This is a genomic window from Streptomyces sp. NPDC032472, from assembly GCF_040636955.1.
GTDB lineage: Bacteria > Actinomycetota > Actinomycetes > Streptomycetales > Streptomycetaceae > Streptomyces.
Window position 1 is genome coordinate 181,285 of sequence record NZ_JBEZVK010000003.1, and the last position, 25,381, is coordinate 206,665.

At 73.6% G+C, this 25,381-nt stretch carries 23 protein-coding genes; 10 read left to right on the forward strand and 13 right to left on the reverse strand.

What is annotated here, in order from left to right:
- The first annotated feature begins 110 nt into the window (after window positions 1-110).
- A complete protein-coding gene (locus AB0F11_RS03080; protein ID WP_362167656.1) occupies window positions 111-674 on the forward strand; it encodes a Uma2 family endonuclease in 564 nt (187 codons plus the stop codon).
- On the opposite strand, the gene AB0F11_RS03085 is transcribed toward AB0F11_RS03080, so the two are convergent.
- From AB0F11_RS03085 to AB0F11_RS03095, 3 genes are all read right to left on the reverse strand, one after another.
- Window positions 671-1,192: a DUF4240 domain-containing protein gene (locus AB0F11_RS03085; protein WP_362167658.1), complete on the reverse strand. Its 522-nt coding sequence runs from the start codon at window positions 1,190-1,192 to the stop codon at window positions 671-673. The genes AB0F11_RS03080 and AB0F11_RS03085 overlap by 4 nt on opposite strands.
- 28 nt (window positions 1,193-1,220) lie before the next feature.
- Window positions 1,221-2,024, reverse strand: coding sequence for a hypothetical protein (locus AB0F11_RS03090; RefSeq protein WP_362167661.1), 804 nt, complete (start codon window positions 2,022-2,024; stop codon window positions 1,221-1,223).
- A 114-nt stretch (window positions 2,025-2,138) separates the two neighbouring features.
- Window positions 2,139-2,912 (reverse strand): carbon-nitrogen family hydrolase, encoded by a 774-nt coding sequence (locus AB0F11_RS03095; protein WP_362167662.1) that lies wholly within the window; start codon window positions 2,910-2,912, stop codon window positions 2,139-2,141.
- Window positions 2,913-3,061: 149 nt separating this feature from the next.
- On the opposite strand from AB0F11_RS03095, the gene AB0F11_RS03100 reads away from it, so the two are divergent.
- Window positions 3,062-3,892, forward strand: a complete 831-nt coding sequence (locus AB0F11_RS03100) for a maleylpyruvate isomerase family mycothiol-dependent enzyme (RefSeq protein ID WP_362167665.1) — start codon at window positions 3,062-3,064, stop codon at window positions 3,890-3,892.
- 115 nt (window positions 3,893-4,007) lie between these two features.
- Window positions 4,008-5,117 carry a helix-turn-helix domain-containing protein gene (locus AB0F11_RS03105; protein ID WP_362167667.1) on the forward strand — a complete coding sequence of 370 codons (1,110 nt, stop codon included), beginning with the start codon at window positions 4,008-4,010 and terminating at the stop codon, window positions 5,115-5,117.
- Window positions 5,118-5,347: 230 nt separating this feature from the next.
- On the opposite strand, the gene AB0F11_RS03110 is transcribed toward AB0F11_RS03105, so the two are convergent.
- Both AB0F11_RS03110 and AB0F11_RS03115 read right to left on the reverse strand, forming a co-directional pair.
- A complete protein-coding gene (locus tag AB0F11_RS03110; RefSeq protein ID WP_362167670.1) occupies window positions 5,348-6,751 on the reverse strand; it encodes an MFS transporter in 1,404 nt (467 codons plus the stop codon).
- Window positions 6,748-7,410 carry a GntR family transcriptional regulator gene (locus AB0F11_RS03115; protein WP_362167672.1) on the reverse strand — a complete coding sequence of 221 codons (663 nt, stop codon included), beginning with the start codon at window positions 7,408-7,410 and terminating at the stop codon, window positions 6,748-6,750. The genes AB0F11_RS03110 and AB0F11_RS03115 overlap by 4 nt, the downstream gene beginning before the upstream one ends.
- Window positions 7,411-7,555: 145 nt before the next feature.
- On the opposite strand from AB0F11_RS03115, the gene AB0F11_RS03120 reads away from it, so the two are divergent.
- Window positions 7,556-8,779: a DUF418 domain-containing protein gene (locus AB0F11_RS03120; RefSeq protein WP_362167675.1), complete on the forward strand. Its 1,224-nt coding sequence runs from the start codon at window positions 7,556-7,558 to the stop codon at window positions 8,777-8,779.
- Here the strand turns inward: AB0F11_RS03120 and AB0F11_RS03125 are convergent.
- From AB0F11_RS03125 to AB0F11_RS03145, 5 genes are all read right to left on the reverse strand, one after another.
- A complete protein-coding gene (locus tag AB0F11_RS03125; protein ID WP_362167677.1) occupies window positions 8,742-9,083 on the reverse strand; it encodes a hypothetical protein in 342 nt (113 codons plus the stop codon). The two genes, AB0F11_RS03120 and AB0F11_RS03125, sit on opposite strands and share 38 nt — an antisense overlap.
- Window positions 9,084-9,110: 27 nt before the next feature.
- A complete protein-coding gene (locus AB0F11_RS03130; protein ID WP_362167680.1) occupies window positions 9,111-11,009 on the reverse strand; it encodes a C1 family peptidase in 1,899 nt (632 codons plus the stop codon).
- A 507-nt stretch (window positions 11,010-11,516) separates the two neighbouring features.
- A complete protein-coding gene (locus AB0F11_RS03135) occupies window positions 11,517-12,995 on the reverse strand; it encodes an MFS transporter (protein ID WP_362167683.1) in 1,479 nt (492 codons plus the stop codon).
- Window positions 12,996-13,153: 158 nt separating this feature from the next.
- A complete protein-coding gene (locus tag AB0F11_RS03140) occupies window positions 13,154-14,137 on the reverse strand; it encodes an NADPH:quinone reductase (protein WP_362167685.1) in 984 nt (327 codons plus the stop codon).
- Between the two features lie 273 nt (window positions 14,138-14,410).
- Window positions 14,411-14,989, reverse strand: coding sequence for an NADPH-dependent FMN reductase (locus AB0F11_RS03145; protein WP_362167688.1), 579 nt, complete (start codon window positions 14,987-14,989; stop codon window positions 14,411-14,413).
- Between the two features lie 251 nt (window positions 14,990-15,240).
- Here AB0F11_RS03145 and AB0F11_RS03150 point away from each other — a divergent pair, with 251 nt between their 5' ends.
- Window positions 15,241-16,140, forward strand: a complete 900-nt coding sequence (locus AB0F11_RS03150) for a pirin family protein (protein WP_362167690.1) — start codon at window positions 15,241-15,243, stop codon at window positions 16,138-16,140.
- An 88-nt stretch (window positions 16,141-16,228) separates the two neighbouring features.
- Here AB0F11_RS03150 and AB0F11_RS03155 read toward each other — a convergent pair whose 3' ends face one another.
- From AB0F11_RS03155 to AB0F11_RS03165, 3 genes are all read right to left on the reverse strand, one after another.
- Window positions 16,229-16,585: a hypothetical protein gene (locus AB0F11_RS03155; RefSeq protein WP_362167692.1), complete on the reverse strand. Its 357-nt coding sequence runs from the start codon at window positions 16,583-16,585 to the stop codon at window positions 16,229-16,231.
- Window positions 16,582-17,115, reverse strand: a complete 534-nt coding sequence (locus AB0F11_RS03160) for a DUF6232 family protein (protein ID WP_362167798.1) — start codon at window positions 17,113-17,115, stop codon at window positions 16,582-16,584. Before AB0F11_RS03160 ends, AB0F11_RS03155 begins: the two co-directional genes overlap by 4 nt.
- A gap of 360 nt (window positions 17,116-17,475) precedes the next feature.
- Window positions 17,476-18,129: a TetR/AcrR family transcriptional regulator gene (locus AB0F11_RS03165; protein ID WP_361916928.1), complete on the reverse strand. Its 654-nt coding sequence runs from the start codon at window positions 18,127-18,129 to the stop codon at window positions 17,476-17,478.
- A 182-nt stretch (window positions 18,130-18,311) separates the two neighbouring features.
- On the opposite strand from AB0F11_RS03165, the gene AB0F11_RS03170 reads away from it, so the two are divergent.
- The 5 genes from AB0F11_RS03170 (at window position 18,312) to AB0F11_RS03190 (ending at window position 25,325) form a co-directional block, all read left to right on the forward strand.
- Entirely contained in the window at window positions 18,312-18,857 is a 546-nt protein-coding gene (locus tag AB0F11_RS03170) for an SRPBCC family protein (protein WP_362167694.1), read from the forward strand.
- A gap of 108 nt (window positions 18,858-18,965) precedes the next feature.
- Window positions 18,966-20,567, forward strand: a complete 1,602-nt coding sequence (locus AB0F11_RS03175) for an AMP-binding protein (protein WP_362167697.1) — start codon at window positions 18,966-18,968, stop codon at window positions 20,565-20,567.
- Entirely contained in the window at window positions 20,567-21,814 is a 1,248-nt protein-coding gene (locus AB0F11_RS03180; RefSeq protein WP_362167699.1) for an FAD-dependent monooxygenase, read from the forward strand. Before AB0F11_RS03175 ends, AB0F11_RS03180 begins: the two co-directional genes overlap by 1 nt.
- Window positions 21,814-23,826, forward strand: coding sequence for an FAD/NAD(P)-binding protein (locus tag AB0F11_RS03185; protein ID WP_362167701.1), 2,013 nt, complete (start codon window positions 21,814-21,816; stop codon window positions 23,824-23,826). The genes AB0F11_RS03180 and AB0F11_RS03185 overlap by 1 nt, the downstream gene beginning before the upstream one ends.
- Window positions 23,823-25,325, forward strand: coding sequence for a lyase family protein (locus AB0F11_RS03190; protein WP_362167703.1), 1,503 nt, complete (start codon window positions 23,823-23,825; stop codon window positions 25,323-25,325). The genes AB0F11_RS03185 and AB0F11_RS03190 overlap by 4 nt, the downstream gene beginning before the upstream one ends.
- Window positions 25,326-25,381: the final 56 nt, after the last annotated feature.

Here is a 25,381-nt window from a genome sequence, read left to right on the forward strand (position 1 = left end):
GTGAACGGCAGATCAACCCGCATGCCCGGGGCACATCCACTCTCCGGGGTGACGACGCACCCGGCGCCCGCATGCGACTCTGGCCGCGGGGAGCGAAGGAGGCGTCCGATATGACCACCGCACACGGGCCCATCGACTACAGCGAGGGCATCGATCCCGAGCGAGCGTTGAAGTACGCCTTGCAGCGTCTGTGCGGAGACCGCGCCGAGCTGATCGAGGGGGTCGTCGCAAATGTGACGCCCAGCTGGGACCACGAGAACGCAGCGGAAGAGATCCGCGACCAGATCAAGCCTCGGGTCCGAGATCTGGGCTGTGTCACCGGTTCGGGCAACCTGGACCTTCCGGGGTCCGCCAACTGGTACGTGCCCGATCTGGCCGTCGTCCCGAAGGACCTGGTGAGGGGCGCTCAAGCCCTGCTCCCCGACCAGACGCTGCTGATCGTCGAGGTGGCGTCGGGCTCGAACGCAGAGACCGACCGGGTCGTCAAGCGCAAGCGGTACGCAGAGTACGGGGCGCCCCTGTACCTCCTGGTCGACCGGGTGGAGAAGACCGTCACGGTGTTCTCCGGGCCCGGGCGGCTCGGGTACACCGGGGTCGACGGCCCGCACTCGTTCGGAACGCCGGTGCGGCTGCCCGAGCCGTTCGGCATCGAGCTCGACACCAGCGGGCTCTAGCCGAACAAGGCGGTCAGGCGGGGGAGGCGGGTGGCGGTTTCGGTGGTGTCGTCGAAGTCGAAGGACCAGGCCGGGTCCAGGGGCGGGTAGCTGATGGTGAAGGAATCCGCCGGGAGTTCGCGGCCCGTGGCCTCGGTGTAGGCGGTCCAGGCGATGGACAGGGCCTCCTCGTCCCAGAGCTCCAGGCCCTCCGCCGCCGCCTCGCGCACGGCGGGGTGGTCGGCCAGGGAGTCCGGGTCGGCCAGGGCGCGGGTGAAGGCCTCCTCGCCCTGGGTCAGCAGCCAGCCGCGGAAGTAGTCGAAGCCGTCGTCCGAGCAGCCGCCGTTGATCACGTACGCGGCGGCCCACAGCGGGCTGCGGTAGGACTCGGCCAGCAGGTCCCACAGCACCTGCTGGGCTGCGGCTATCTCGGCCGCGGGACGGAGCGCCAGCAGCCGGGCCGCGTGCTCCGCGACCCGGTCCGGCTCGGCGTCCGCGCGGGCCGACTCGATCAGCTTCCAGAACGTCTGCTTGTCCATGACGGGAGCCTCGCACCCGCCTCTGACATCAGGCCGCCAGGAAGGCGTGCAGGGATCGGGCCAGCGCCGTGACGAAGGCGTCGCGGGTGTCGGGCGGGAGGAGGTCCAAGGAGAGGTACGGGTTGAGGTCCTCCAGTTCGACCAGGAGCAGCTCCCCGGACGGGGCCCGGCAGGCGTCGACCCGCTGGATGCCGTGGTCGAGGGTGTTCCAGGCGATGAAGGTGCGGGCGAAGTCCAGGTCGGCGGCGGTCGGCTCGTACGGGCGCAGCTCCCAGCGGCGGGCCGGGTCGGGCGCGTACAGGGCGTACTGGAAGGCGTCGTCGACGAAGTAGAAGGACACCTCGTACGTGAAGTCGATCTTCGGCTGGATCAGGACCTCGCCGGCCGGGCCGACTGGCTCGGCGGTGAAGGCGAGGCCGATGGAGTCGGCGCCCTGCTTGGGCTTCACCGCGTACACCGGGACCTGCGGGAGCCGGTCGAGGTGGGCCGGGTCGTCGACGGTCGGGATGACCGGCAGGCCGGCGGCGGTCAGGTCCAGGAGGTACTGCTTGCCCGCCATGTCGCCGCGGCCGCACAGGGGGTTGTAGACACGGGTTCCGGCGGCGAGGGCCGCGGCGCGGAAGTGGTCGTACGCCTCCTGGTGGTGCAGGACCGGGCCGCTGTTGCGGACGACGACGGCCTCGAAGCCGCCCATCAGGGCGGCCGCGTCCCGCGGGTGGCACAGGGCCAGCGGGAAGCGGTCGCGGAGCCGGGAGGTGAGGAATACGTCCTCGTCGCCGTACCGGCGGCCGCGCGCCGGGTACGCCAGGTCGGTCACGTAGAGCAGGGCCATGGAGGGATTAAATCCGGTCCCGGCCGGGATTCCGGTCCCGGCCGGGAATCCGCTCCGCCCCGTCCCGTCCGCCGGCCCACCGCTCCCGCGGTGTGCCGGCCGGAGCGGGGGCGGTTACAGGCGGCGGTCCTTCAGGGCCGGGAACTGGTCGCGGGTCTCGGCCACCTTCGCCGGGTCGAGGTCGACGGTGAGGACGTCCTCGCCGGGGCCCGCCTCGGCGAGGACCTCGCCCCACGGGTCCACCACCAGGCTGTGGCCGGCCTGTTCGACGCCCGCGTGGGTACCGGCCAGGGCGCAGGCCAGGACGTACGCCTGGTCCTCGACGGCGCGCGCCCGGTTGAGCAGCGTCCAGTGGGCCCGGCGCCGGGCGGGCCAGCCGGCGGCCACGACCAGCGTGGTGGCCCCGGCGTCGACCAGGCCGCGGAACAGCTCGGGGAAGCGCAGGTCGTAGCAGGTGGCGATGCCGAGGGTCTGCTCCGGCAGCGCCACCGTGGTCAGGGTGTCGCCGGCGGCCATCAGCACCGCCTCGCCCTGGTCGAAGCCGAAGCGGTGGATCTTCCGGTACGTGGCCGCCAGCTCGCCGGCCGGGGAGATGGTGAGGGCGGTGTTGTAGAGGGAGCCGTCGCCGGCGCGCTCCACGATGGAGCCGGCGTGCAGCCAGACCCCCGCGTCCCTCGCGGCCTTGGACATCGCGTCGAAGGTGGGGCCGTCCAGCGGTTCGGCCTCGGTCTCGAACTGCTCGTAGGCGAAGGCGCCCACCGTCCACAGCTCGGGCAGCACGACGAGGTCCGAGCCCGCCTGCTCCCGTACGAGATCGGCGACGCGGGACCGCCGGTGGGACACCGACTCCCCGTCCGTCACCGCGATTTGGATCAGTGAGGCGCGCACACTACCACCGTCCTGGCATTGAAGCCGTCAACTCGGCCTACGATCGTCACCCGAAAGCACTGCCGGGGTGCTCACCGGCAGCGTAGTTTGGGCATCAGTCCACACGCTTCCAAAAAAACGCGCCACTGAACAGCACGCGAGGGGTCCCGTTGACCGTCCATCCGCATCCCAGCCTCCAGCCCTATGCCGAAGCGTGGACGCACTCCATCGAGGCGATATCCGAGCTGGTCCTCCCCCTGACGGAGGGCGAGTGGAACCGGGCCACGCCGTGCCCCGGCTGGTCGGTGCGCGATGTGGTGTCGCACATCATCGGCATAGAGACCGAAATGCTCGGGGATCCGCGGCCGATCCACACGCTGCCTCGCGATCTGCGGCACGTGGTGGACGAGTTCACCCGGTACATGGAGGTCCAGGTCGACGTCCGGCGCCACCACACGGCGCCGGAGATGACCTCCGAGCTGGAGTACACGGTCATCCGGCGGTCGCGGCAGCTGCGCAACGAGAAGCGGGATCCGGCCACGCTGGTGCGGGGGCCGCTCGGCGACCAGATCACCCTGGAACTGGCGACCCGGCTGCGCGCGTTCGACGTGTGGATCCACGAGCAGGACCTGCGGACGGCGCTGGGCGTGCCGGGCAACTGGGACTCGCCCGGGGCGTACGTGGCGCGGGACATCCTGCTGGCGGGGCTGCCGAAGGTGGTCGCCAAGCTGGCGGGGGCGCCCGCCAGGTCCACGGTCGTCATCGACGTGCACGGGCCGGTGGAGTTCCTGCGGACGGTACGGGTGGATGCCGACGGGCAGGGCTCGATCGACTCCACGCCCTCGCTCGGCCCGGCCGTGACGCTGGCGATGGACTGGGAGACGTACGTCCGGCTGGCGGCGGGCCGGGTCCGGCCGCACGCGGTGGCCGACCGGGTGAAGGTGGAGGGCGACCAGGCGCTGGCGGAGGCGATCCTGGCGCACTTCGCCGTCACCCCGTAGGACGGCGGGGGCAGCCCCCTCGGCGCGTCCTGAGCCGAGAACCGCCGTGTGCCGCGCCGCGTCGTCCCTGTCATGGGCGGGACAAACGCCGTGCAGCAGAGGGGGTTCCCGGAACGTGTGGTCCAGACTGTCGTCCGCAGTCGTGCCGGAGGCGGAGCGGCTCGATTGGTTCACGGAGATCATCGCGCACGAGCTCGTGCCCACCGCGATCCGCAGTGAGCACGCCGGCAACTTCCGTGCCGACGCCGCCGTCCTCGACCTGGGCGGCGTGCAGGTGTCCACGTTCGGCTTCTCCTCGCTGTACTCACGCCGCACGGCCGCCCACGTCCGGCGCAGCGACCCCGAGCAGTACCAGATCGGGCTGGTCACCGAGGGCACGATGACCCTCGACCAGAACCGGTCCGGCACGGGCCTGTTCCACGGCGACATGGTGCTCTGGGACACCTCGCTGCCCATGGAGTCCATGGCGCTGCCCGGGGACGGCGGCCTGATCCGGGCCGTGACCCTGTCGTTCCCCCGCGAGGCGATGCCCCTGCGCGGGGCCCGGGTGCAGCGGCTGCTGGCGCAGCGCATTCCGGGCGGCCACGGCATGGGGGCGGTCCTCGCCCAGTACATGCGCACGCTCGCGGCGCACGGTTCGGACTGCGGGCCGGCGGAGCTGGAGCGGCTGGGGGCGGTGGCCCTGGACCTGGTGGGTGCCTGCCTCGCCGGGCAGCTGGGCGCGCTGGACGAGCTGTCCGCCGAAACCCGCAGCCGGGCCCTGCTGGAGCGGATCAACACCTTCGTCGACGACAACCTCGGCGATCCGGAACTGACGCCGGCCGCCGTCGCCGCCCGGCACGGGATCTCGCTGCGGCGGCTCCAGCTGCTGTTCCGGGAGCAGGGCGAGACGGTGGCGGCCGCGATCCGACAGCGCCGGCTCGAACGGTGCCGGGCCGATCTGGCGGACCCGGCGCTGCGGGGGCGGCCCGTGCATGCGGTGGCCGCGCGGTGGGGGCTGACCAATGCGTCGGTGTTCAGCCGGGCCTTTCGGGAGGCGTACGGGATGAGTGCGGGGGAGTATCGGCGGTGGGGGGCGGAGCGGGTGCCGTCTGCGCGGGCGCGGGCGTGTGCGTGCGCGTGCCCGTCTGCGTGCGGGTCTGCGTGCGCGTCTGCGTGCGCGTGTGCGCGGAACATCAACGAGCCGTGCGCGGAGTGCACACCCGGAGGCTCGGCCCGGCCATAGGCTCGGCATCAGTTGGCCGGATGTCGATGTTTCACCGGCGGCCGGTGCGGGATGGGACGGGGGTCCGTCCCGCGCCGGTCCCCGGCCACACCCTTTCCCCGGCCGGGCGGCGGATCCCTGCGGGCCGCTGCCTGTTGCCGCTGCGCGGAGCCTGCCCCCTCCCCACCCCTTCCCGAAACCGGGCTCCGCCCGGACCCTCCCCCAGCTACCGCTGGGGGTACCCCCAGCGCTCAAACGCCGCGCGGGCTTGATTCAGCCTCGCCGGCGTTTGAGGCGCGGAAGTCCGGGGGCGGAGCCCCCGGTTCGGGAAGGGGCGGGGTGGGGAAACGGCTCCGCCCAGCGGCAAGGGGTGGTTGCTGGCGCTCCCGTTCCCGGCCAAGGGCGCGGCCGCGCAGCCGCAGGATCTGGGCCAGGCCCAGCAGCTCGACCACGAAGACGGACGAGAAGGCGATCCGGTAGTCGTCGCCGGTGGCGTCCAGCAGGATCCCGACCGCCAGCAGCGTCGTCATCGAGGCGAGGAACCCGCCCATGTTGGTGATCCCGGAGGCGGTCCCCTGCCGCTCGGCCGGATTCGCGGGCCGCGCGAAGTCGAACCCGATCATCGAGGCGGGCCCGCAGGTGCCCAGCACCACGCACAGCGCGACCAGCAGCCACATCGGGGCCCGCTGCCCCGGATAGGCCAGCACCGAGCCCCACAGCGCGGCAGTGAGCCCGACGGTGCCGAGGGCCAGCGGGATCCGGGCGCCCTGGCGGCGGCCGATGATCTGGCCGTAGACCAGGCCGAAGCCCATGTTCGAGGCGACGATGAGGGTCAGCAGCCCGGCCGCGGTGGTCCGCTCCAGCCCCTGCGCCTCGACCAGGAACGGCATGCCCCACAGGAGCAGGAACACCATCGCCGGGAACTGGGTGGTGAAGTGCACCCACAGCCCGAGCCGGGTGCCGGGCTCCCGCCACGAGTCCCGTATCTGGCTGCGGACGAAACCCGCCCCGTCGCCGGCGGCCGCCGCTCGGACCGGGACCGGCTCGTGCCCCTCCGGGTGGTCTCGCAGGAACAGCACCAGCGGGACGAGCACCAGCAGCCCGGCCGCCGCACTGCCCGCGAACGCGGGGACCCAGCCGAGGCCGTGCAGCACGGGCGCGAGGACGAGGGTGGAGACCAGGTTCCCGGCCATGCCGACGAGACCGGCGAGCTGGGCCATCAGCGGACCGCGCCGCGCCGGGAACCAGCGGGTGCCCAGCCGCAGGACGGAGATGAAGGTCATCGCGTCGCCGCAGCCGAGCAGGGCGCGCGCGGCGAGCGCCACCCCGTACGTCGGCGACAGCGCGAAACCGACCTGCCCGGCGGTGAACAGCACCGCGCCGAGCGTCAGCACCCGCTTGGTGCCGAGCCGGTCGACCATCAGGCCGACGGGGACCTGCATGCCCGCGTAGACGAGGAGTTGAAGCAGGGAGAAGGTGGACAGGGCGGAGGCGTTGACGTGGAAGCGGTCGGCGGCCTCCAGTCCCGCCACGCCCAGGCTGGTACGGAAGATGACCGCGACGAAGTAGACGGCGACGCCGATGCCCCAGACGGCCACCGCCCGCCGGCCGCCCGGCGGGTCCTTCGGGACGGGCCCGAGCGACGGCCCCGTCACCGGACCGGCCCCCGCACCAGTTCCCCGACCCGGCCCACGTGCCCCCGTACGGCCGCGGCCGCCGCCTCGGCGTCGCCGGAGCGCAGGGCGTCGAGGATCCCGGCGTGCTCGGCGAGGGTCCGCTCGATCCGCTCGGGGTGGGCGTGCAGGAGGGCCACGCCCATGCGCAACTGCCGGTCGCGGAGCTGGTCGTACAGGCGGGCGAGGATCTGGTTGCCGGCGGCGCGCACGATCTCGGCGTGGAAGCAGCGGTCGGCGGTCGTCATCGCGGCGAGGTCGCCCTCGGCGGCGTGCCGGCGCTGCTCCTCCAGCAGGGCGGCGAGCCGCTCCAGCAGGCCGGGCGACGCGGGCACGGCCCCCCGAACGGTGAACTCCTCGACCAGCAGCCGGGTTTCGATGACGTCGGCGATCTCCTGCACGGAGACCGGCAGGACCAGCGCACCCTTCTTCGGGTACAGCTTCAGCAACCCCTCGGTCTCCAGCCGCAGCAGCGCCTCGCGCACCGGGGTGCGGGAGACACCGACCGCATCGGCGAGCCCGCCTTCGGTGAGGAGGGTGCCGCCCTCGTAGCGGCGTTCCAGTACGCCCTTTTTGACGTGCCGGTAGACGCGGTCGGCGGCGGTGGCCGCAGGAGCGGCGGCCAGGGGCGGGGCAGACATGCGCACAGCATAGATACATGAGAGATGCACGGTTTTGCGGGTCCAGGATGTGGACCCCGGGCCCCCGCCGCTGCATCCAAGGATGTACCGCGGCTTCGTCCGGCGGCAGGACGCAACCGCCGCGGTCCGCCCGGACGCTGGATCCATGGCCCACACCACCCTTCCCGGCAGCAGCGGTCCGGGCGCGGCCGCCGCCCGGCCCGCCGCGCACCGGATCCCGCTCCTCGACGTCCTGCGCGGCGCCGCCATCCTCGGCACGCTCATGACCAACGTCTGGATCTTCGCCTCGCCCGGCTCCGAGTGGAGCGTGCTCCAGGGCGCGATGGCCCTGCCCGACCCGCTCGCCGACCCCTCCGCGGCCGGCGTCGCCGAGGCCGTCTTCCGCTTCCTCGCCGACGGCAAGTTCCTCTCCCTCCTGACGGTCCTGTTCGGGGTGGGCCTGGCCATCCAGTACGACTCCGCCGCGCGCCGCGGCGAGCCCTGGCCCGGGCGCTATCCGCGGCGGGCCGCGTTCCTCTTCCTGGAGGGGACCGTCCACTTCGTCCTCGTCTTCGCCTGGGACGTGCTGATGGGGTACGCGGTCACCGCCCTGCTCACGGCCTGGCTGCTGGCCCGCTCCGAGCGGGTGCGGCGGGTGGCGATGTGGGTCGCGGGCAGCCTGCACCTGGCCCTCATCGGCCTGGTCACCCTCGGCGACCTGGCCACCCCCGACTCCGGCCCCGAGACCCCCGATGCGGCCGCCGTCGGGCTCTACGCCCACGGCGGCTACCTCGACCAGATCCGGTTCCGGCTCGACCACGCCCTCGCCCTGCGCATCGAGCCCGTCTTCTCCTTCGGCCTGCTCGTCCTCCTCTTCCTCCTCGGGGTGAGGCTGTTCCGGGCCGGCGCCTTCGCCCCGACCGCCGACGGGCACCGGATCCGGGTCCGGCTGACCGCCTGGGGGCTCGGCCTCGGCCTGCCGCTGGGCGCCGCCGCCGCGCTCGGCGGGCCCGACTTCTTCGTCCTGGGCCGCTACGGCATCGCCCCGCTGATCGCCCTCGGCTACATCGGCCTGATCGGCTGCCTCCTCGACCGCTTCCCGGCCGTCCGCGGGGCCGCCGCCCTCGGCGCCATCGGCCGCACCGCCCTCTCCGCGTACGTGGGCCAGAACCTGCTGTGCATGCTGCTCTGCTACGGGATCGGGCTGGGCCTGGCCGACCGGCTCGCCGGGAGCGGCCCCTGGTGGGTGATGGGGCTGTGGGCGGCGGTCTCGCTCGCCCTGGCCGCCGGGTCGGCGCTGTGGCTGCGCCGGTTCGAGCGGGGGCCGCTGGAGTCCGTACAGCACCGCGTGCTCACGGCCCGGCGGCGGGTGCGGCCGGGCCGGGGGTGACCTCCACCTCCAGGACGAGCTCGTCGTACGGGGTCTCCAGGGGGTAGGGCGGGCGGATCTGCGCGAAGCGGATCCGGGCCCGCCCGCCCGCGCGGCGGCCCGTGACCACGTACGTCCGCTCCAGCGGGGCGCCGGGCAGCAGGGGCGGGCCGGGGGCGGGGCCGGGGCCGGGGGCCGGGGCCACCTCCACCGCGGCCGCGTCACCGGTGACCTGCCAGGTCCACACGTAGCCGAGCGCGCCACGGCCGGCGAGCCGCACCTCGTACGACGCGCCGGCGGCGAGGACCACCCTGCGCTGCTCCACCCGCTGCGGCTCCTTCCGCCACCCCGCTCAGGCGGGCCCGATCACGGCCCCCTCGTGCCAGCCCGCGCCGTCGCGCCAGTAGTGCTGGAGCTTCCGGTCGGTGCGCAGTACGACGACCTCCAGGTTGAACCCGAAGCTGCCCTGCAGCATCCCGGTCACGGCGAGCACGTCGTGACCGAAGACCGCGCTGCGGCTCCACGCCGCGCCCGAGGCGTTGCCCCGCCACCAGTGCTCGACCCGCCCGCCGGCGACCGCCACGCACAGCTCGTAGTTCCCGGCGGTGTCCTCGTCCGCGGCGCCGTACTGCGCCTCGATCAGGCAGGGCGCGGAGGTGGCGCCGCTGCCGAAGACCTCACCGGCCCGCCAGGCGAAGCCGTTCGGGTCGTCGCGCCACCACAGCTGCATCCGGCCGTCCGTACGGGTGGCGACCAGGTCGAGGTGGCGGCTGCGCGTCTGCACGAGGGCGGGCCCGAAGTGGGCGATGCCCGAGGCGAAGCGGCCGCCGTCGTTCCAGGTCCAGGGGGCGCCGTTGATGCGCCACCAGTGGTTCAGACGGCCGTCGGCGGTGCGGACGACCACCTCGAAGTTGCCCGGCTTGCCGTAGTCGCTCTGGATGAACGCCGGGGTCGAGCCGACCGCCGCGTCGCCCGTGCCGAAGACGCCGCCGTCGCGCCAGGTGCCGGCGGACTGCTCGTAGAACCAGTGGCGCAGCCGGCCGCCGGTCGTCACGTGCAGGGACTCCATGTTGCGGTTGTACGTGGTCCCGGTGAAGGCCGGCTGGCCGGAGGCGTCGGCGGCGAACACCGCGGCACGCGCCCAGGCGAAGGGGGCGTCGCCCTCGCGCCACCAGTGCTGCAGGCGGCCGCCGCCTCCGGCGGTGGCGAGCAGCTCGAAGTTGCGGTGGGCGCGGCCGTTGCCGCTCTCGTACACGTTGCCCGCGTGCAGGCGGCGCTTGCTCCAGGGGTCGATGTTGGTGCCGCGCAGGCCGCACTTGGCCCAGTGGTCGATCTTGACCTCGCCGTAGGCGATCCGGCCGTAGCCGCCCACGTGGTAGCCGGTGCCCCAGGAGTTCTTGAACAGCCAGCAGCCGGCCGCGTCGTCGTAGCCGGTGATCAGCACGCAGTGGCCGCCCGCGAGGCGGTCGCTGGTGCGGTGGTAGACGCCCGAGCCGAGGCCGAAGAAGTCGTCGTACACGTCGAAGCAGGCGGTGAGCGGGCCGACGGTGTCCAGCCAGACCTTCTGCTGCTCCACGTCGCCGAGCCGGACGTAGTCGGCGATGCGGACGGTGCGTCCGGAGCGGTCCCAGCTCGGGGTGTACTCGGCGCGCCAGCCGTCGCGGCGGTCGGCGGGCACGGAGGGCGGGGGCGGGGAGTACGGCCAGCAGTCCGGGTCGGCGAGGCCGCCGTTGGCCTTGATCCAGTCGAGCGCCGTCTCCGGGTTGGAGCCCTGGCCGCAGGTGAAGCGCAGCCCGTCGTGCACGTCGCCCTCGGAGCGCTCGGCCCAGACCCCGTGCTCGATCCGGGCCATGGACTCCACCAGGCCGGCGGCGCCGAAGGCCCAGCAGGAGCCGCAGGGGTTCTGGTCCTTGACCCTCGTGATCCAGGGCCAACCCCAGCGGACCCGCCAGTCCACGGCGGCCGGCCGGGCCGTGACGCCCGCGGTGGTCTCGGGCAGCAGGCCGTGGGCGGCCCGGCGGCGGGTCAGGTGCGGATTGCCGCTCGGGTGCCCGAGGAGCGCGCGCAGGTCGACCGCGGGGGCCTCGTGCGCGGGCGTCAGATTCGCCCCCGGTTCCATGCCGAGCGGAGGGCGGGGCACGGGGTCGTCGTCGGCGAGGTGCTCGACGACCGTCCAGCGCGCCCCCTGCTGCGCGAGCTGTGCGCGCAGTTCCCCTGCGGTTTGGATCGACTCGGCTGACTGCTCCGGCATGGCGGCCCCCCAGCTGCACCCGTTGGATCGAGACCGCGGGAGCGTCCACCTGGCGCGGCGGCGCGTCAAGGGGGTCGGCACGGTCGCGCGGTCGCACGGGGGTCGTACGGCGGCGGGACCCCCCGCCTCCCCCTCGCCGCCGCCTGGGGCGCCGCCCCAGAAGCAGCCGGCTCCGCCGACGGGGTCCGGCAAATACAGGCCCGCCGGCGATCGAGGGGCGGGTCCGGGCAGAGCCCGCTACCCGGCGGAACCGGGCTCCCTGGGGCTCCGCCGCCAGACCCCGCGCCTCACACGCCGGCGAGGCTGGATTCTGCCGACCCTCGGCTGCGAAGGGCCACCGAAGGGCAATCACGGCTCCGCCGAACCCTGGGACGGGGGCCCGGCAAATACAGCCCCGCCGGCGATCGAGGCGCGGGTCCGGGCAGAGCCCGGTACCCGGCGGAACCGGGCTCCCTGGGGCTCCACCCCAAACCCGGCGCCTCACACGCCGGCGAGGCCGGGATGGGCTCAGGCCGGGGTGGAGGAGCGTTCCGCCGGGCGGCCGGAGACGGGGGCGGGTTCCGCGGCCCGGCGGGTCGGGGCGAGGCCGTATACCGCCAGGGCGATGGCCAGCACGAACACCCCGCAGGCCGCTTCGAAGGCGAAGGCGTATCCGCCCGTCGCCGCGGCCGGATCACCGGCGGCCAGGAGCGAGGCGGTGCGCGCATCGGCGGCGGATGTGATCAGCGCGAGGCTGATGGTCGGCCCGGCCAGGATCGCGGTGTTGACCACCGCACCGGCGAGGGCGGACTGCTCCTCCGGGACCCCGGCGACGGCGCCGACCACCGCCGCGGACATCAGTGTGCCGATCCCGGCGGACAGCACGATCAGGCCGGTGAGGACCGCGGGCATCGAGCCGGTACGCAGCCCCACGGCCCCGATGAGGAACAGCCCGGCGGCGATGACCGCCAGCCCGCCCACCGCGACGGCGCGCACACCGTGCCGGGCGACGATCCGCCCGGCGACGAAGCCGACGCCCAGCAGCACCGCGCTGTAGGGGACGAAGGCGAGGGCGTTCTCCAGTGCCGAGTAGCCGCGCTCCTGCTGGACGTACAGGGCCAGCAGGAAGGCGGTGCTCGCCCCGATCGCCGGGCCGAGCAGCGCGCAGACCAGGGCGGTCGCCCGGTAGCGCGAGGCCAGGAACCCCGGCGGCAGCAGCGGCGCGCGCACCCGGCGCTGTGCGGCGGCGAACACGCCGAGCAGGGTCCCGCCGAGCGCGAGCGGGGCGAGGACCTCCGGGGCGGCCCAGCCGTGCGGGCCGACCATCACGAGCCCGTAGCCGAGGGTGGACAGCGCGAGGGTGCCGAGGACGGCGCCGAGGACGTCGACCGGGACGCGGACGGGCGCGGGGCCGGACGGCAGGACCCGCGGGGAGAGCACCAGCACGGCCGCGGCGACGGCGGCGAGGACGCCGAAGCTCCACCGCCAGTTCAGCCAGGCCACCAGCACCCCGCTGAGCACGATGCCGACGGCGGCGCCGAGGCTGGCCAGCAGCCCCCAGCGGGCCAGGGCGGTGGCCCGGGCGCGGCCGCCGGGGAAGACGACCCGGAGCAGGGCCATGGCGGCGGGGGCGGCGAGCGCCGCGCCGCAGCCCTGCAGGAAGCGGGCGGCGAGGACGAACGGGGAGGTGGGCGCCAGGGCCGCGGCCAGCGAGGCCAGGGCGAACAGGGCGGTCCCGCGGGAGAACAGGCGGCGCTGTCCGACGCGGTCGGTGAGCCGGCCGCCGAGCAGCAGGAGCCCGCTGAAGGCGAGGCCGTAGGCGGCGCTGTCGAGGATGAGGTCGATGCGGCTGAGGCCGAGTTCCCGCTGCATGGCCGGGCCGGCGGCGAAGGTCACCGACACCGAGGCGTTCAGCAGCAGCTGCACGGCGCCGAGGAGTGCGAAGCGCGCCCCCGTGCCGGACGGTTCGGTCTCCACAGGGGCCGCGGTCTGCGGGAAGTCGTCCATGTCGCGCAGTCTGGCAGCCGCTGACGGGGGGCGGAGGGGGTCACCTGTCAGTCCGTCAGGTCGACGGCAGGAGGCGGGAAGAGGGGCGGGACGGAGGTGCGCAGGGGTTGGCGGGGGCGCGGTGCGTGCGGGCCGCGCGCCCCCGCCGGGCCGGTGCCCTAGGACTCCTTGGGCAGCAGGACGACGCGGCTGCCGTGGAGGTCGCCGTCCTCGATGCGCCGGTGCGTCCGGGCGGCCTGCGAGAGCGGGACCCGCTCGATGGAGCGGGCGCGCAGCCGGCCGTTCGCGAGCAGGCGGTTGATGGCGACGGCGGCCTCGGCGAGTTCGGCCGTGGTGGCGTGCGAGATGACGAAGCCGGCGACGGCGCCGTCCTTCATGTAGAGCGGGCCGGCGGGCAGCACGGGCTGGGAGCGGGCGCCGGCGAGGAGGACGATCCGGCCGCGGTGGGCGAGCACCTCGACGGCGGTGGAGAGGTCGTTGGTGCCGGAGGTGTCGATGTGGACGTCGATGCCGTGCGGGGCGGCCTCGCGTATCCGGGCGGCCAGATCCGGGTACTTGTAGTCGAGGACCTCGGCGGCGCCGAGGGCGCGGCAGTGCTCGGCGTCGCGGGCGCTCGCGGTGGCGATGACCCGGGCTCCGGCCTCGACGGCCATGGTGATCAGGGCGCTGCCCACGTTCCCGGCGGCGCCGGCCACGAGGACGGTCTCGCCGGGCCGCACCCGGCCGTGGGTGAACAGGGCGAGGTAGGCGGTGCCGGCCGGGTGCACGACGGCGACGGCCTCGGCCGCGTCGACGCCGGGCGGCAGGTGGTAGAGCCGGTCGACCGGGACCACGGCCTGCTCGGCGGCGGCGCCCTGGCGGCCGCCGTGGCCGAGGCTGTTGCACCAGACGCGGTCGCCGACGGCGAAGCCGGCCGCACCGGGGCCGGCGGAGACGACCGTGCCGACGAGGTCGCGGGAGACGACGAAGGGGAACTCGACCGGGGTGCGGAAGAGCCCGGAGCGGACGAAGGTGTCGACGGGGTTCACGGACACGGCCTCGACGTCGACCAGGACGTCGGTGGGGCCGGGGGTCGGAGGGGCCACGTCGCCGTACCGGATGTTCTCGGCGGGGCCCAGTTCTTCGATGAAGGCTGCACGCATGGCCCGATCCTCGCAAGGGCCCGCGGCGTGCGGGCAGCGCCCGCAGCAGGCTTCGTCACCTCCGGCGGGCGGGGGTGGAGGGCCGGGGTCCGGACATGCCGAAGGGCCGCTACGGGGGTGTGAGCGGCCCTTCGGAGAGGGGGAACAACAGGGAGCCGGCGACTCCGGCCGGGGGGCGGTGCGGTCCGGTGGGGGTCCCGCGGGACCGGCCCCGACCCCCGCGGACGGGGGACGGGCCGACGGGGACGGACCGCGGGGGTGCGGACCGGTGGATCAGACGGTGCCGTTGGCGATCGCGCGGGTCTCGCGGATCTTCTGGCCCAGCGTGGCGAGCAGCTGGTGCAGGATCTCGATGGTGGTCTCGTCCGTCAGGTTGCCGGACTCGTCGAAGCGCTCGTTGGCGCGGAAGATGCACAGCTCGGGCTTGCCGACGACCTTGGAGTCCGTCCACAGGAAGGACTGGCGCAGGGCCAGCTGAGCACGGACGGTGCCGAAGTTGGTCGGCGCGGCGCCGGCGATCGCGATCGGCTTGCCGGTCAGCGAGGAGTTGAGCGCCGGACGGCTCGCCCAGTCCAGGGCGTTCTTCAGAACGCCGGGGACGCCGTAGTTGTACTCGGGGGTGGCGATGAAGAGGCCGTCGGCCTCGATGATGCGGCGGCGCAGGTCGGCCACGGCGACCGGGGCCGGGTCGACGTCGTGGTCGGTGTCGTACGGCGGGATGTCGCGCAGGCCCTCGTAGCTCTCGATGTCGAGGTCACCGGGGGCGAACTTCTGCGCGGCGCGCACGAGGGCGGTGTTGTACGAGCCCTCGCGGAGGCTGCCGGAGATGGCGAGGATCTTGAGCTGAGACATGGACGGTCCTTCCGTAAAGGCTGCGAGGTGGGCGTCAGTGGATGACCAGGAGTCTGGCCGGGCGGGGCATGCGCCTACAACCGCGCGAGGCGGTATCTGTCAGCTGTGCGCGGGAGTTGGGACCGGGGGCGGGTTCCGGGGTTGGTGCCGGGGATCCGCCGGAGCCCTCTTCCCCTCCACCTGAACTGAACTGTATAGTTCACTGCAGCGACGGAACACGACCGCTCCGCACGACGAGAGAAGGCAGCATCATGACCACGCTCGGCTCTGCCATCGCCACCCCCGCCACCGCCGCGGCCCGCTCGGTGGTCGACGTCCTCCAGCCCCTCCACACCCTGGAGGGCGAGGGCTTCCCGGTGCGCCGGCCCTTCCCGACCCCGCAGATCCCACAGCTGGACCCGTTCCTGATGGTCGACCAGGTCGGCCCGGTGGACCTCGGCCCGGGCGAGCCCAAGGGCGCCCCGGACCACCCGCACCGCGGCTTCGAGACCATCGCGTACGTCCTGGAGGGCGACATCGAGTACGCCGACTCCACCGGCAACCGGGGCGTCGTGCCGCCGGGGGCCGTGCAGTGGCTGACGGCGGGCGCGGGCGTGGTCCACTCCGCCCAGCCCACCGACGCCTTCCGGGCCCGCGGCGGCCTCCAGCACAACCTGCAGATCTGGGTGAACCTCCCGGCGGCGCTGAAGGGGCTGCGCCCGCGCACGCAGAACGCCACCGCGGCGCAGATCCCCGTGGTCCGCAGGCCCGACGGCTCCTGGTTCAAGGTCATCGCGGGCACGGCGCACGGCGCCACCGGTCCCTTCGAGACGCAGGTCCCGGTGACCGTCGTCCACGCCTCCATCGCGCCGGGCGAGAGCGCCGAACTGCCGGCCCCGGCCGGGCGCAACGCGGCCGTGTACGTCCTGTCCGGCAGCGGCAGCGTCGGCTCGGCCGAGGTCACCGACGGCGAGCTGGCCGTCCTCGCCGACGACGGCGACACGGTCACGGTGGCGGGCGGCCCGGTGGGCGCCGACCTCCTCTTCCTGAGCGGCGAGCCGATCGGCGAACCGGTCTTCCGCAGCGGCCCGTTCGTGATGAACACCGCCGAGGAGATCGAGCAGGCCTTCGACGACTACGCGGCGGACCGCCTCGGCCGCTACGAGGACTGACCCGCCCGCACCCCCTGCCACCGCCCAGCCCCGCGCCGTACGCACCACGGCGCGGGGCGGTCGGCGTGCTCCCCGGGCCCGGACACGCCTAGCTGCCGAGCAGCTCGATCACCCGGGCCACGGCGTCCACGACGGACTGGCCGAGCGGCCCCACCACGGCGGCGATGCCGGCGATCGACATGAGCGCGCTCTGCCGCGACTCCGCGGGAACCTCCGCATCACCGGTGGCGGCGGGCAGGGCGGCGTCCAGCACCTGCGCGCTCGCCGGCGGCAGCTGCCCGCGCAGCTCCTCGATCCGGCTGCGGAGCTCCCCGATCGCCTCGAGCAGCGCCGGGTCCGCCGCGGGGGCGGCGGCCGGGGCGCCCACGTTCTTGACCATGCCGGTGTTGTTGGCGCCCCCGGTCATGTTGACGTTGTCGCCGAAGTAGAAGTTGTCGCCGCTCACCGGGTGCCCATCCCCACGTTGTTGGAACCGCCGTACATGTTGACGTTGTCGCCGAAGTAGTAGTTCCTCGGGCTGATGTTGACGGTGTCCACGCGCACCCCCTGCAGCTCGACCGCAGGATTGTCGATCGCGTGGGTGATCTGCCCGACGAGCTGGTGCAGGACGCCGTGGTCCTTGCTGGTGACCACCGCGATGGACGGGCCCGAGGTCTCGACCGCCAGCACGTAGTGCGACGGGGACGTGAGGACCGCGATCCACTCCACGAGGGACCACACCAGTGCGGCTCCGGCACCGAGCCAGACGAAGCTGAGGATGCTCGACGCCGCCTCGCGGTTCGCGAGCGAGGTCAGCCCGGCGAGGATGGTCAGGGCGAAGGCCCCGGACAGGATGAGGCCGAGGTTCTTCAGGAAGCGGACGGTGGCGTCCTTGCGCCGCGGGTGCAGGGTGAAGGTGTAGACGCGGGCGATGTTCTCCAGCGGATAGGCGGCGCCGCCCACCCACAGGATCCGCCGGCTGATCCGCAGCTCGATCCCGAAGGTCGGCGGCGGCGCGGAAGGCGCTGCGGAAGCGTGAGCGGAAGGCGGTGCGGAACGGGGGACGGAAGGCGGTGCCGAGGGCGGCGGAGGCGGGGCTCCGGGACCCTCGGGTAACCCCCCGCCCACCTGTCCGACGGTCGGCGGCGCCGCGCCCGGCACCCCCGCGGCCCCACCCCCCGCCGCCTGCGACGCCCCACCGGCCGGCTGCGCATGCTCCATGTACGGTCTCCTGACTCTCGGGTGACGCGGTGTCACACCCAGGCGACCATTAACCCCGCCCCCCGCCCTGGGAGCAACATCCCGTCCCGCACAAGTGCACCCGTACCGCACCGAGTTGACGGCGGCCGGGACCGGCTACGGGTTGACGCCGTACTGGTTCAGGAACATGTCCACGCCGCCCTGGAGGAGCCGTTCGCGGAGGTCCTCGTCCAGGGTGGTGCCGTAGACGCCGTAGACCAGGTGCGGGGACAGGACCAGGCCCGAGAGCTGGAGCACGGCCAGTTCCATGTCCGGGATGCGCAGGAGGCCGCGCTCGTCCAGGCGGCCGAGGGCTGCGGCCAGGGCGGCGTGCTGGCGGCCCGGGCCCTCCTCCTGCCAGGTGTGGCCGAGTTCGGGCATGCGGTGGCGTTCGCCGGCGATGACGTTGCGCAGTGCGAGGACGTCGGGGGTGGTCAGGCCGGCGACCCAGGTGCGGCAGGCCTCCAGGAGGTCGGTGCGGACGTCGTCGGACTCGGCGAGCTTGGCCTGGATGACCGACTGGGCCACCTCCAGGGCCTCGTCGAGGGTCTGTCCGATGACGGCGTTGAACAGGTTCTCCTTGCTGCCGAAGTGGTTGTAGACGGTGACCTTGGAGACGCCGGCCTCCGCGGCGAGCTGGTCGACGCCGGCGCCGAAGCCCTCGCGCAGGAAGACCGTCCGGGCCGCGGCGAGGATGGCCTGCCGCTTGCGGGCGGCGCGCGCACCGGTGGGGACGGGCTGGGTTTCGGCGGGGCTGGTCCGTGCGGTCATGGCGATCGATCCCTACTTCCTCGGCTGCGGGCCCCAGTCTAGAACCCAACTGAACTGTACCGTTGCGTTCAATTGAACTGAACTGTATGGTTCATCTAGCCGGGCCGACAAGAACGAGGCAAGAAGCAGGCACCGGAAGACATTCCATTGGCCACCCCGCAGCAGCGCAGGAGGAACACCCCATGAGCGGCACCCAGACCCCCCTCTTCCGGTCCCGGGCCCAGATCCACGTCGCCGCCACCCCGGCCGAGGTCTACGCCGTCGTCAGCGACCTCGCCCGCAGCGGCGAGTGGAGCCCGGAGTGCCTCGGCGGCGAGTGGACCACCGGCGCCCCCGGCGCGGTCGGCTCGGTGTTCCGCGGCGAGAACGAGCGCAGCGAGAACGTGGTCGCCTGGGCGCCGGTGGTCCGCGGCCGCTGGACGACGTACGCGGAGGTCGTCGCGGCGGTCCCCGGCGAGACCTTCCAGTGGGCCATGCACAACAGCTCGGGCGAGAAGCAGGACAGCGTCTGGGGCTTCACCATCGAGGCCGACGGCGACGGCAGCCTCCTGGTCCACCACTTCCGCATGGGCACCCCCACCGAGGGCATCCGCGGCATCACCTCCGAGATGGACGACGCGCAGAAGCAGCAGTTCTTCGCCGAGTGGGGCGACAAGGTCGCCGGCGACCTCGCCGAGACCCTCGGCCGGATCAAGGCCGTCATCGAGAAGGACCTCGGCCGCAAGTAGGACCCCGCCGAAGGCGGTTCGGCGCGCCTGATCCGGAAGAACCCGCACCACGCCCACCGGCGCCGGACGACCGGCCCCACCACCCCGTGACGCGAGAAAGGCAAGGCGATGATTCTTCAGCGCATCGGCAACAAGGGCATACGCCTCGGAACGCTCTTCGAGCGGGCCGCGAAGAAGCACCCGGCGAACGTCGTGATCCTCGACCACGACCTCGACATAGCCCCGAGCCTCGGCCGCCGGGCCACCGTGGCCGAGGTCGCGGACCTGATCGACGACATGGCCGCCCGGCTCTGGGCCGCGAACGTCCGCCCCAGCCGCCGCGTGGTGATCTACAAGTCCGACGGTTTCGACATCACCCTGCTGGCCTGCGCGGTGGTCCGCATCGGCGCCGTACCGGTCCTGCTGTCGCCGAAGCTCGACGGCGAGACCGTCGCCGAGCTGGTGCGCCGTACCGACCAGCCCTACCTGCTCACCGACCAGGACAAGCTCGAGACCGAACTGCCCGCCTCCGTCTTCGAGGAGGCCGAGCAGGTCCTGCTGACCTCCGGCAGCTACGGCAACGCCACCGAGCTCGCCTCGCTCGCCGGCTCCCCCCGCGTCCCGGCCGTGACCATGCCCCCCGAGCACCCGACCCTGATCACGCACACCTCCGGCACCACCGGCACCCCCAAGCTCGCCGTCCACACCGGCGCCACCCTCCAGGCCCGCTACCGCCCGCAGGCCGCGATCACGAAGCCGCTGCTCCCGGGCCGCGAGACCATCGCGATGCACGTCTCCTTCGTGCACTCCCGCCTGATCACCGCCCTCGCCATCTCCCTCTTCCGCGGCTACCCGATCGCCGTCCTCGCCGACGGCGACCCCAAGAAGGCCGCCGACCTCTTCGCCCGACTGCGCCCCGGCATCCTGGAGGCCCACCCCAACTCCTTCATGGAGTGGGAGGAGCTCGCGGACGACCCCCGCAAGCCGCTCGCCAACGTCAAGCTGTTCAGCAGCACCTTCGACGCCATCCACCCGCGCACCGTGCAGCGGCTGCTGGCCGCCACCGAGCGCACCGCCCCGATCTTCGGCCAGCTGTACGGGCAGAGCGAGATCGGCCCCGCCGTGGCCCGCTCCTTCTCCAAGCGCCGAGGCCTCGACGCCGACGGCCGCTGCGTGGGCATGCCCTTCCCCGGCATGACCGACGTCCGCGTCGTCAGCCGCAACGGCCTGCCGGTCTCCGAGACCAACCCCGGGTTCATCGAGGTCAGGAGCGACGGGCGGATCGTCACCTACCTCGGCGAGCAGGAACGTTACGACAAGCAGGTCAACGACGGCTGGTGGCGCATGGGCGACGTCGGCTACCGCACCAAGTGGGGCTGCGTGCACCTGCTCGACCGCGAGGTCGACCTCATCGAGGGCTTCGGATCCACCCTCGCCGCCGAGGACACCCTCTTCACCCGGCTCGACGAGCTCGCCGAGGTCATCATCATCCCCGACGAGACCGGCCGCGCCGTCCCCGTCGTCTGCACCAAGGACGACAAGCCCCTCGACCCCGCCGCCTGGAAGGCCGCCACCACAGGTCTCCCGCCGATGGCCGACCCCGTCCAGTGGCGCCAGTCCGACCTGCCGCAGACCGCCACCACCAAGATCAAGCGTCTCGAACTCGCCCGTCTGATCGCCTCCGGCGCAAGCGCCGGCGCCGGCTCGCAGCTCACCGAGGAGAAGGTCTGATGTCGAAGCTCATCATCGTCGGCGGCGGAATCGGCGGCCTGGCCGCGGCCCTGGCCGTCGCCCGGCAGGGCCACGAGGTCCTCGTCCTGGAGCGCGCCCCCCAGTTCGCCGAGATCGGCGCGGGCATCCAGCTCGCCCCCAACGGCCTGCACGCCCTCGACCGCCTCGGACTCGGCGAGGCCGTCCGCTCCACCGCGGTGCAGATGGACGAGCTGCGCTTCATGGACGGGGTCACCGGCGAGCACGTCACCAGCCTCGACCTGACCGAGCACTACCGCGAGCGCTTCGGCAACCCGTACGCCGTCGTCCACCGCGCCGAGCTCCACACCAAGCTGCTGGAGGCCTGCCGGGCCGTCGAGACCATCGAACTGCGCAGCGCCGCCACCGCCGTCGGGTACGAGCAGGACGCCGCGAGCGCCACGGTCCTCCTGGAGGACGGCGAACGGATCACCGGCGACGCCCTCATAGGCGCCGACGGCATCCACTCCGCCATCCGCGCCCAGCTCGTCGGCGACGGCGCGCCCCGCAACTCCGGGATCACCGTCTACCGGGCCCTGATCCCGATGGAGCAGATCCCCGAGGAGCTGCGCCACCTGACCTCGGTCACCTGGTGGACCGGACCCGGCTGCCACTTCGTGCACTACCCGATCGCCGGCGGCAAGTACCTCAACCTCGCCGCCTCCAGCGACAACAAGGCCACCGAGGCGATCGCCGGCGTCCCCGCCACCGAGGGCGACGTCCGCCGCGAGTTCGCCTCGCTCGGCGAGGACGCGCAGCGGCTCCTCGCGCTCGGCGAGGGCTGGAAGTCCTGGGTCCTGGTCGACCGCGACCCGGTCGACACCTGGACCGACGGCCGGGTCGCCCTGCTCGGCGACGCCGCCCACCCGATGCTCCACTACGTCGCCCAGGGCGCCTGCCAGGGCCTGGAGGACGCGGTCGTCCTCGGCGACCTCCTCGACTGCCGCAGCGACGAACTGCCCCAGCGCTTCGAGAAGTTCAGCGCCGAACGGCGCGAGCGGACCGGCCGGATCCAGCTCCTGGCCCGTGAGTCCATCAAGCTCTGGCACACCTCCGGCGCCGCGGCCACGGACCGCAACGCCGTGCTGAAGGGCTTCACCCGCGACGAGCTCCACGACTACGTCGCCTGGATGCACGGCCACCGCACCACGGACGCCGACCGCACGGCCCCCGTTGCCGCCACCGCCACCGCCGCCACCGTCGCCACCGCCCCGAACGGAGAGAAGTGATGAACACCGCCATCGCGACCGCCCCCGCCACCACCGCCTCAGCCCTGCAGGTCGCCATCATCGGCGCCGGCCCCCGCGGCCTCTCCGTCCTGGAGCGGCTGTGCGCCAACGAGCGCCACAGCCCCTCCCACGCCTCGGTCACCGTCCACGTGGTCGACCCCTCGGCGCCGGGCGCCGGCCAGGTCTGGCGCTCAGACCAGTCCCAGCACCTGCTGATGAACACGGTGGCCTCCCAGATCACCGTCTTCACCGACGACAGCGTCCGCACCGAGGGCCCCATCGAGCCCGGCCCGAGCCTGTACGAGTGGGCCCAGGAGGTCGCCGCCCTCGGCGCCGCGGACGAGGCCACCACCGCCGAGGCCCGCCGCCTCGGCCCGAACACCTACCCGACCCGCGCCTTCTACGGCAGCTACCTGCGCGCCACCTTCGAGCACGTCGTCGCGAACGCCCCCGCCCACGTCACCATCGAGGTCCACCGCTCCCGCGCCGTGGCCATGGCCGACACCCAGGGCGCCCCGGGCGGCCGGCAGGGCATCCGCCTGGAGAACGGCACCCGCCTGAACAACCTGGACGCGATCGTCATGGCCCAGGGCCACGTCCCGGCGCGGCTGACCCCCCGCGAGGCGAAGACCGCGAGCATCGCCCGCATCCACCACCTCACCTACATCACCCCCGCCAACCCCGCCGACCTCGACCTCCACACCGTCAAGCCCGGCGAGAACGTGCTCCTGCGCGGCCTCGGCCTGAACTTCTTCGACCACATGGCGCTCTTCACCGCCGGCCGCGGCGGCACCTTCGACCGCGGCGAGGACGGCCGCCTCGTCTACCGGCCCTCCGGCAACGAGCCGAAGCTGTACGCCAGCTCGCGCCGCGGCATCCCGTACCACGCCCGCGGCGAGAACGAGAAGGGCGCCTACGGCCGCTACCTGCCGCGCCTGCTCACCCCCGAGGCCATCGCCGGGATGCGCGAGCGCTCCGAGGGCGGCGAGGGCATCAGCTTCAGCGAAGACCTGTGGCCGCTGATCTCCCGCGAGACCGAGAGCGTCTACTACGGCACCCTCCTGCAGAGCCTCGGCCGCGGCGACGAGCGCGAGGAGTTCACCACCCGCTACCTCTCCCGTGAGCACGAGGCCGACCGGCTCTCCCTGCTGGACGTCTACGGCATCGGCGAGGAGCTGCGCTGGGACTGGCAGGCGCTCTCCCGCCCGTACGGCGACCGCGTCTTCGCCGACCGCGAGGACTTCCAGGCCTGGCTGGTCGCGTACCTGGAGCAGGACGTCAAGGAGGCCAGGGCCGGCAACCTCAGCGGCCCGCTCAAGGCGGCCCTGGACGTCATGCGCGACCTGCGCAACGAGATCCGCCTCGCCGTCGACCACGGCGGCCTCGACGGCGACTCCCACCGCGACGACCTCGAAGGCTGGTACACGCCGCTCAACGCCTTCCTCTCCATCGGCCCGCCGGCCTCCCGCATCGAGGAGATGATCGCCCTGATCGAGGCCGGGGTGCTCGTCCTGACCGGTCCCGGGACCGAGATCCGCGTCGACACGGCCGCCGGCGACCGGGCCACCTTCATCGCCCGGTCCCGTACGGTGCCCGGCCCCGCGGTCCGCTCCACCGTGCTGATCGAGGCCCGGCTGCCCGAGCCCGACCTGCGGCGCACCGACGACCCGCTGCTGCGCCACCTCCTCGACACCGAGCAGTGCACCACCTACCGGATCTCCGGCCCCGGCGGCACCTCGTACGAGTCCGGCGGCCTGGCGGTCACCGAGCGCCCGTACCGGCTGCTCGACGCGCGCGGCCGGGCCCACCCGCGCCGGTTCGCGTACGGGATCCCCACCGAGTCCGTGCACTGGGTCACCGCGGCCGGCATCCGCCCGGGCGTCGACTCGGTCACCCTCGGCGACTCCGACGCCATCGCCCGCTCGGTGCTGGCCCTGGGGCCCGCCTCGGTCGTCCCGGCCGGTGTGGCGCCGCTGCCGGCCGAGACCGACCTGACGGGCGTGCTGGTATGAGCGCCGCCGACACCGCGAGGCATGGGGCGCAGGGGACCCACGAAGCGAACGGGGCGTACGGGGCCTACGGGCCGCTCGCCGACGCGGGACTGCTCTCGCCGGTACGGGCCGGCACCCCCGCCGAGGAGGCCGTCTCGGACCTGGCCTGGCTGCAGGCGATGCTCGACGCCGAGGCCGCCCTGGCCCGCGCGCAGGCCGGGCTCGGCACCCTCCCCGAGGCCGCCGCCGCGACCATCACCCGGCTGGCCCGCGCCGGGAACCTGGACCTGCGGCAACTGGCCCTGGCCGCCCGGGAGACCGCGAACCCGGTGGTCGGCCTGGTCCAGGCGCTGACCCGGGTGGTCGCGGCCGAGGACGCGGAGGCCGCCGAGTACGTGCACCGCGGCTCCACCAGCCAGGACATCCTGGACACCGGCGCCATGCTGGTGGCCGCCCGCACGCTGCGCCTGATCCGCGCCGACCTGGGGCGCACCGCCGAGGCCCTGGCCCGCCTGGCCGCGGAGCACCGGGACACGGCGATGGCCGGCCGGACCCTCGCCCTCCAGGCCGTCCCCACCACCTTCGGCCTGAAGGCGGCGGGCTGGCGGCAGCTGGTGCTCGACGCGGACGAGCGGCTGGCCCGTGTCGCGGACGGCGGCCTGCCGGTGTCCCTCGGCGGGGCGGCCGGGACCCTGGCCGGGTACCTGGAGTACGCACGGATCGACGGCGGCGCCCACGGCGCAGACGAGGCAGACGACGCAGAGGACGCAGACGGCCTCCGCGACCCCGGCGCGTACCTCGAAGAGCTGGTCGGGGCCTTCGCCGCCGAGACCGGGCTCGCCCGCCCCGCCCTGCCCTGGCACGCGCTGCGCACCCCGATCGCCGACCTGGCGGCCGCGCTCGCCTTCACGGCCGGCGCCCTCGGGAAGGTCGCCGTCGACGTCCAGAACCTGTCCCGCACCGAGGTCGGCGAGGTCGCCGAGCCCGCCGCGGCCGGCCGCGGCAGCTCCTCGGCCATGCCCCACAAGCGCAACCCGGTCCTGAGCACGCTGCTGCGCAGCGCCGCGCTCCAGGTGCCTGCCCTGGCCACCGGGCTGGTGCAGTGCCTGGTCTCGGAGGACGAGCGCTCGGCCGGGGCCTGGCACGCCGAGTGGCAGCTGCTGCGCGAGGCCCTGCGGCTCGTCGGCGGCGCGGCCCACACCGCGGTGGAGCTCGCCGAGGGGCTCACCGCCCGGCCCGAACGGATGCGGGCGAACCTGCTGCTGACCGGCAGCCAGGTCGTTTCGGAACGAATCGCGGCGGTGCTGGCTCCTGCGTTGGGCAAGGCTCAGGCGAAGCAGCTGCTGACGGAGGTCTCCGCGGCGGCCGAGGCGAGCGGCAGGCCACTGCCCCAACTCCTCGCCGAACACCCGGGGCTGAAGGGTCTCTGGAGTGCGGGGGAGCTCGCGAGGCTGTGCGACCCCGGCACGTACACCGGCGGCGCGGGACCGCTGGTGGACGGGGTGCTGTTGCGAAACTGAACGCTTGAGTTCAACTGAACTGAACTGTATAGTTCAAGCCAGTTGAGCCCATCGAA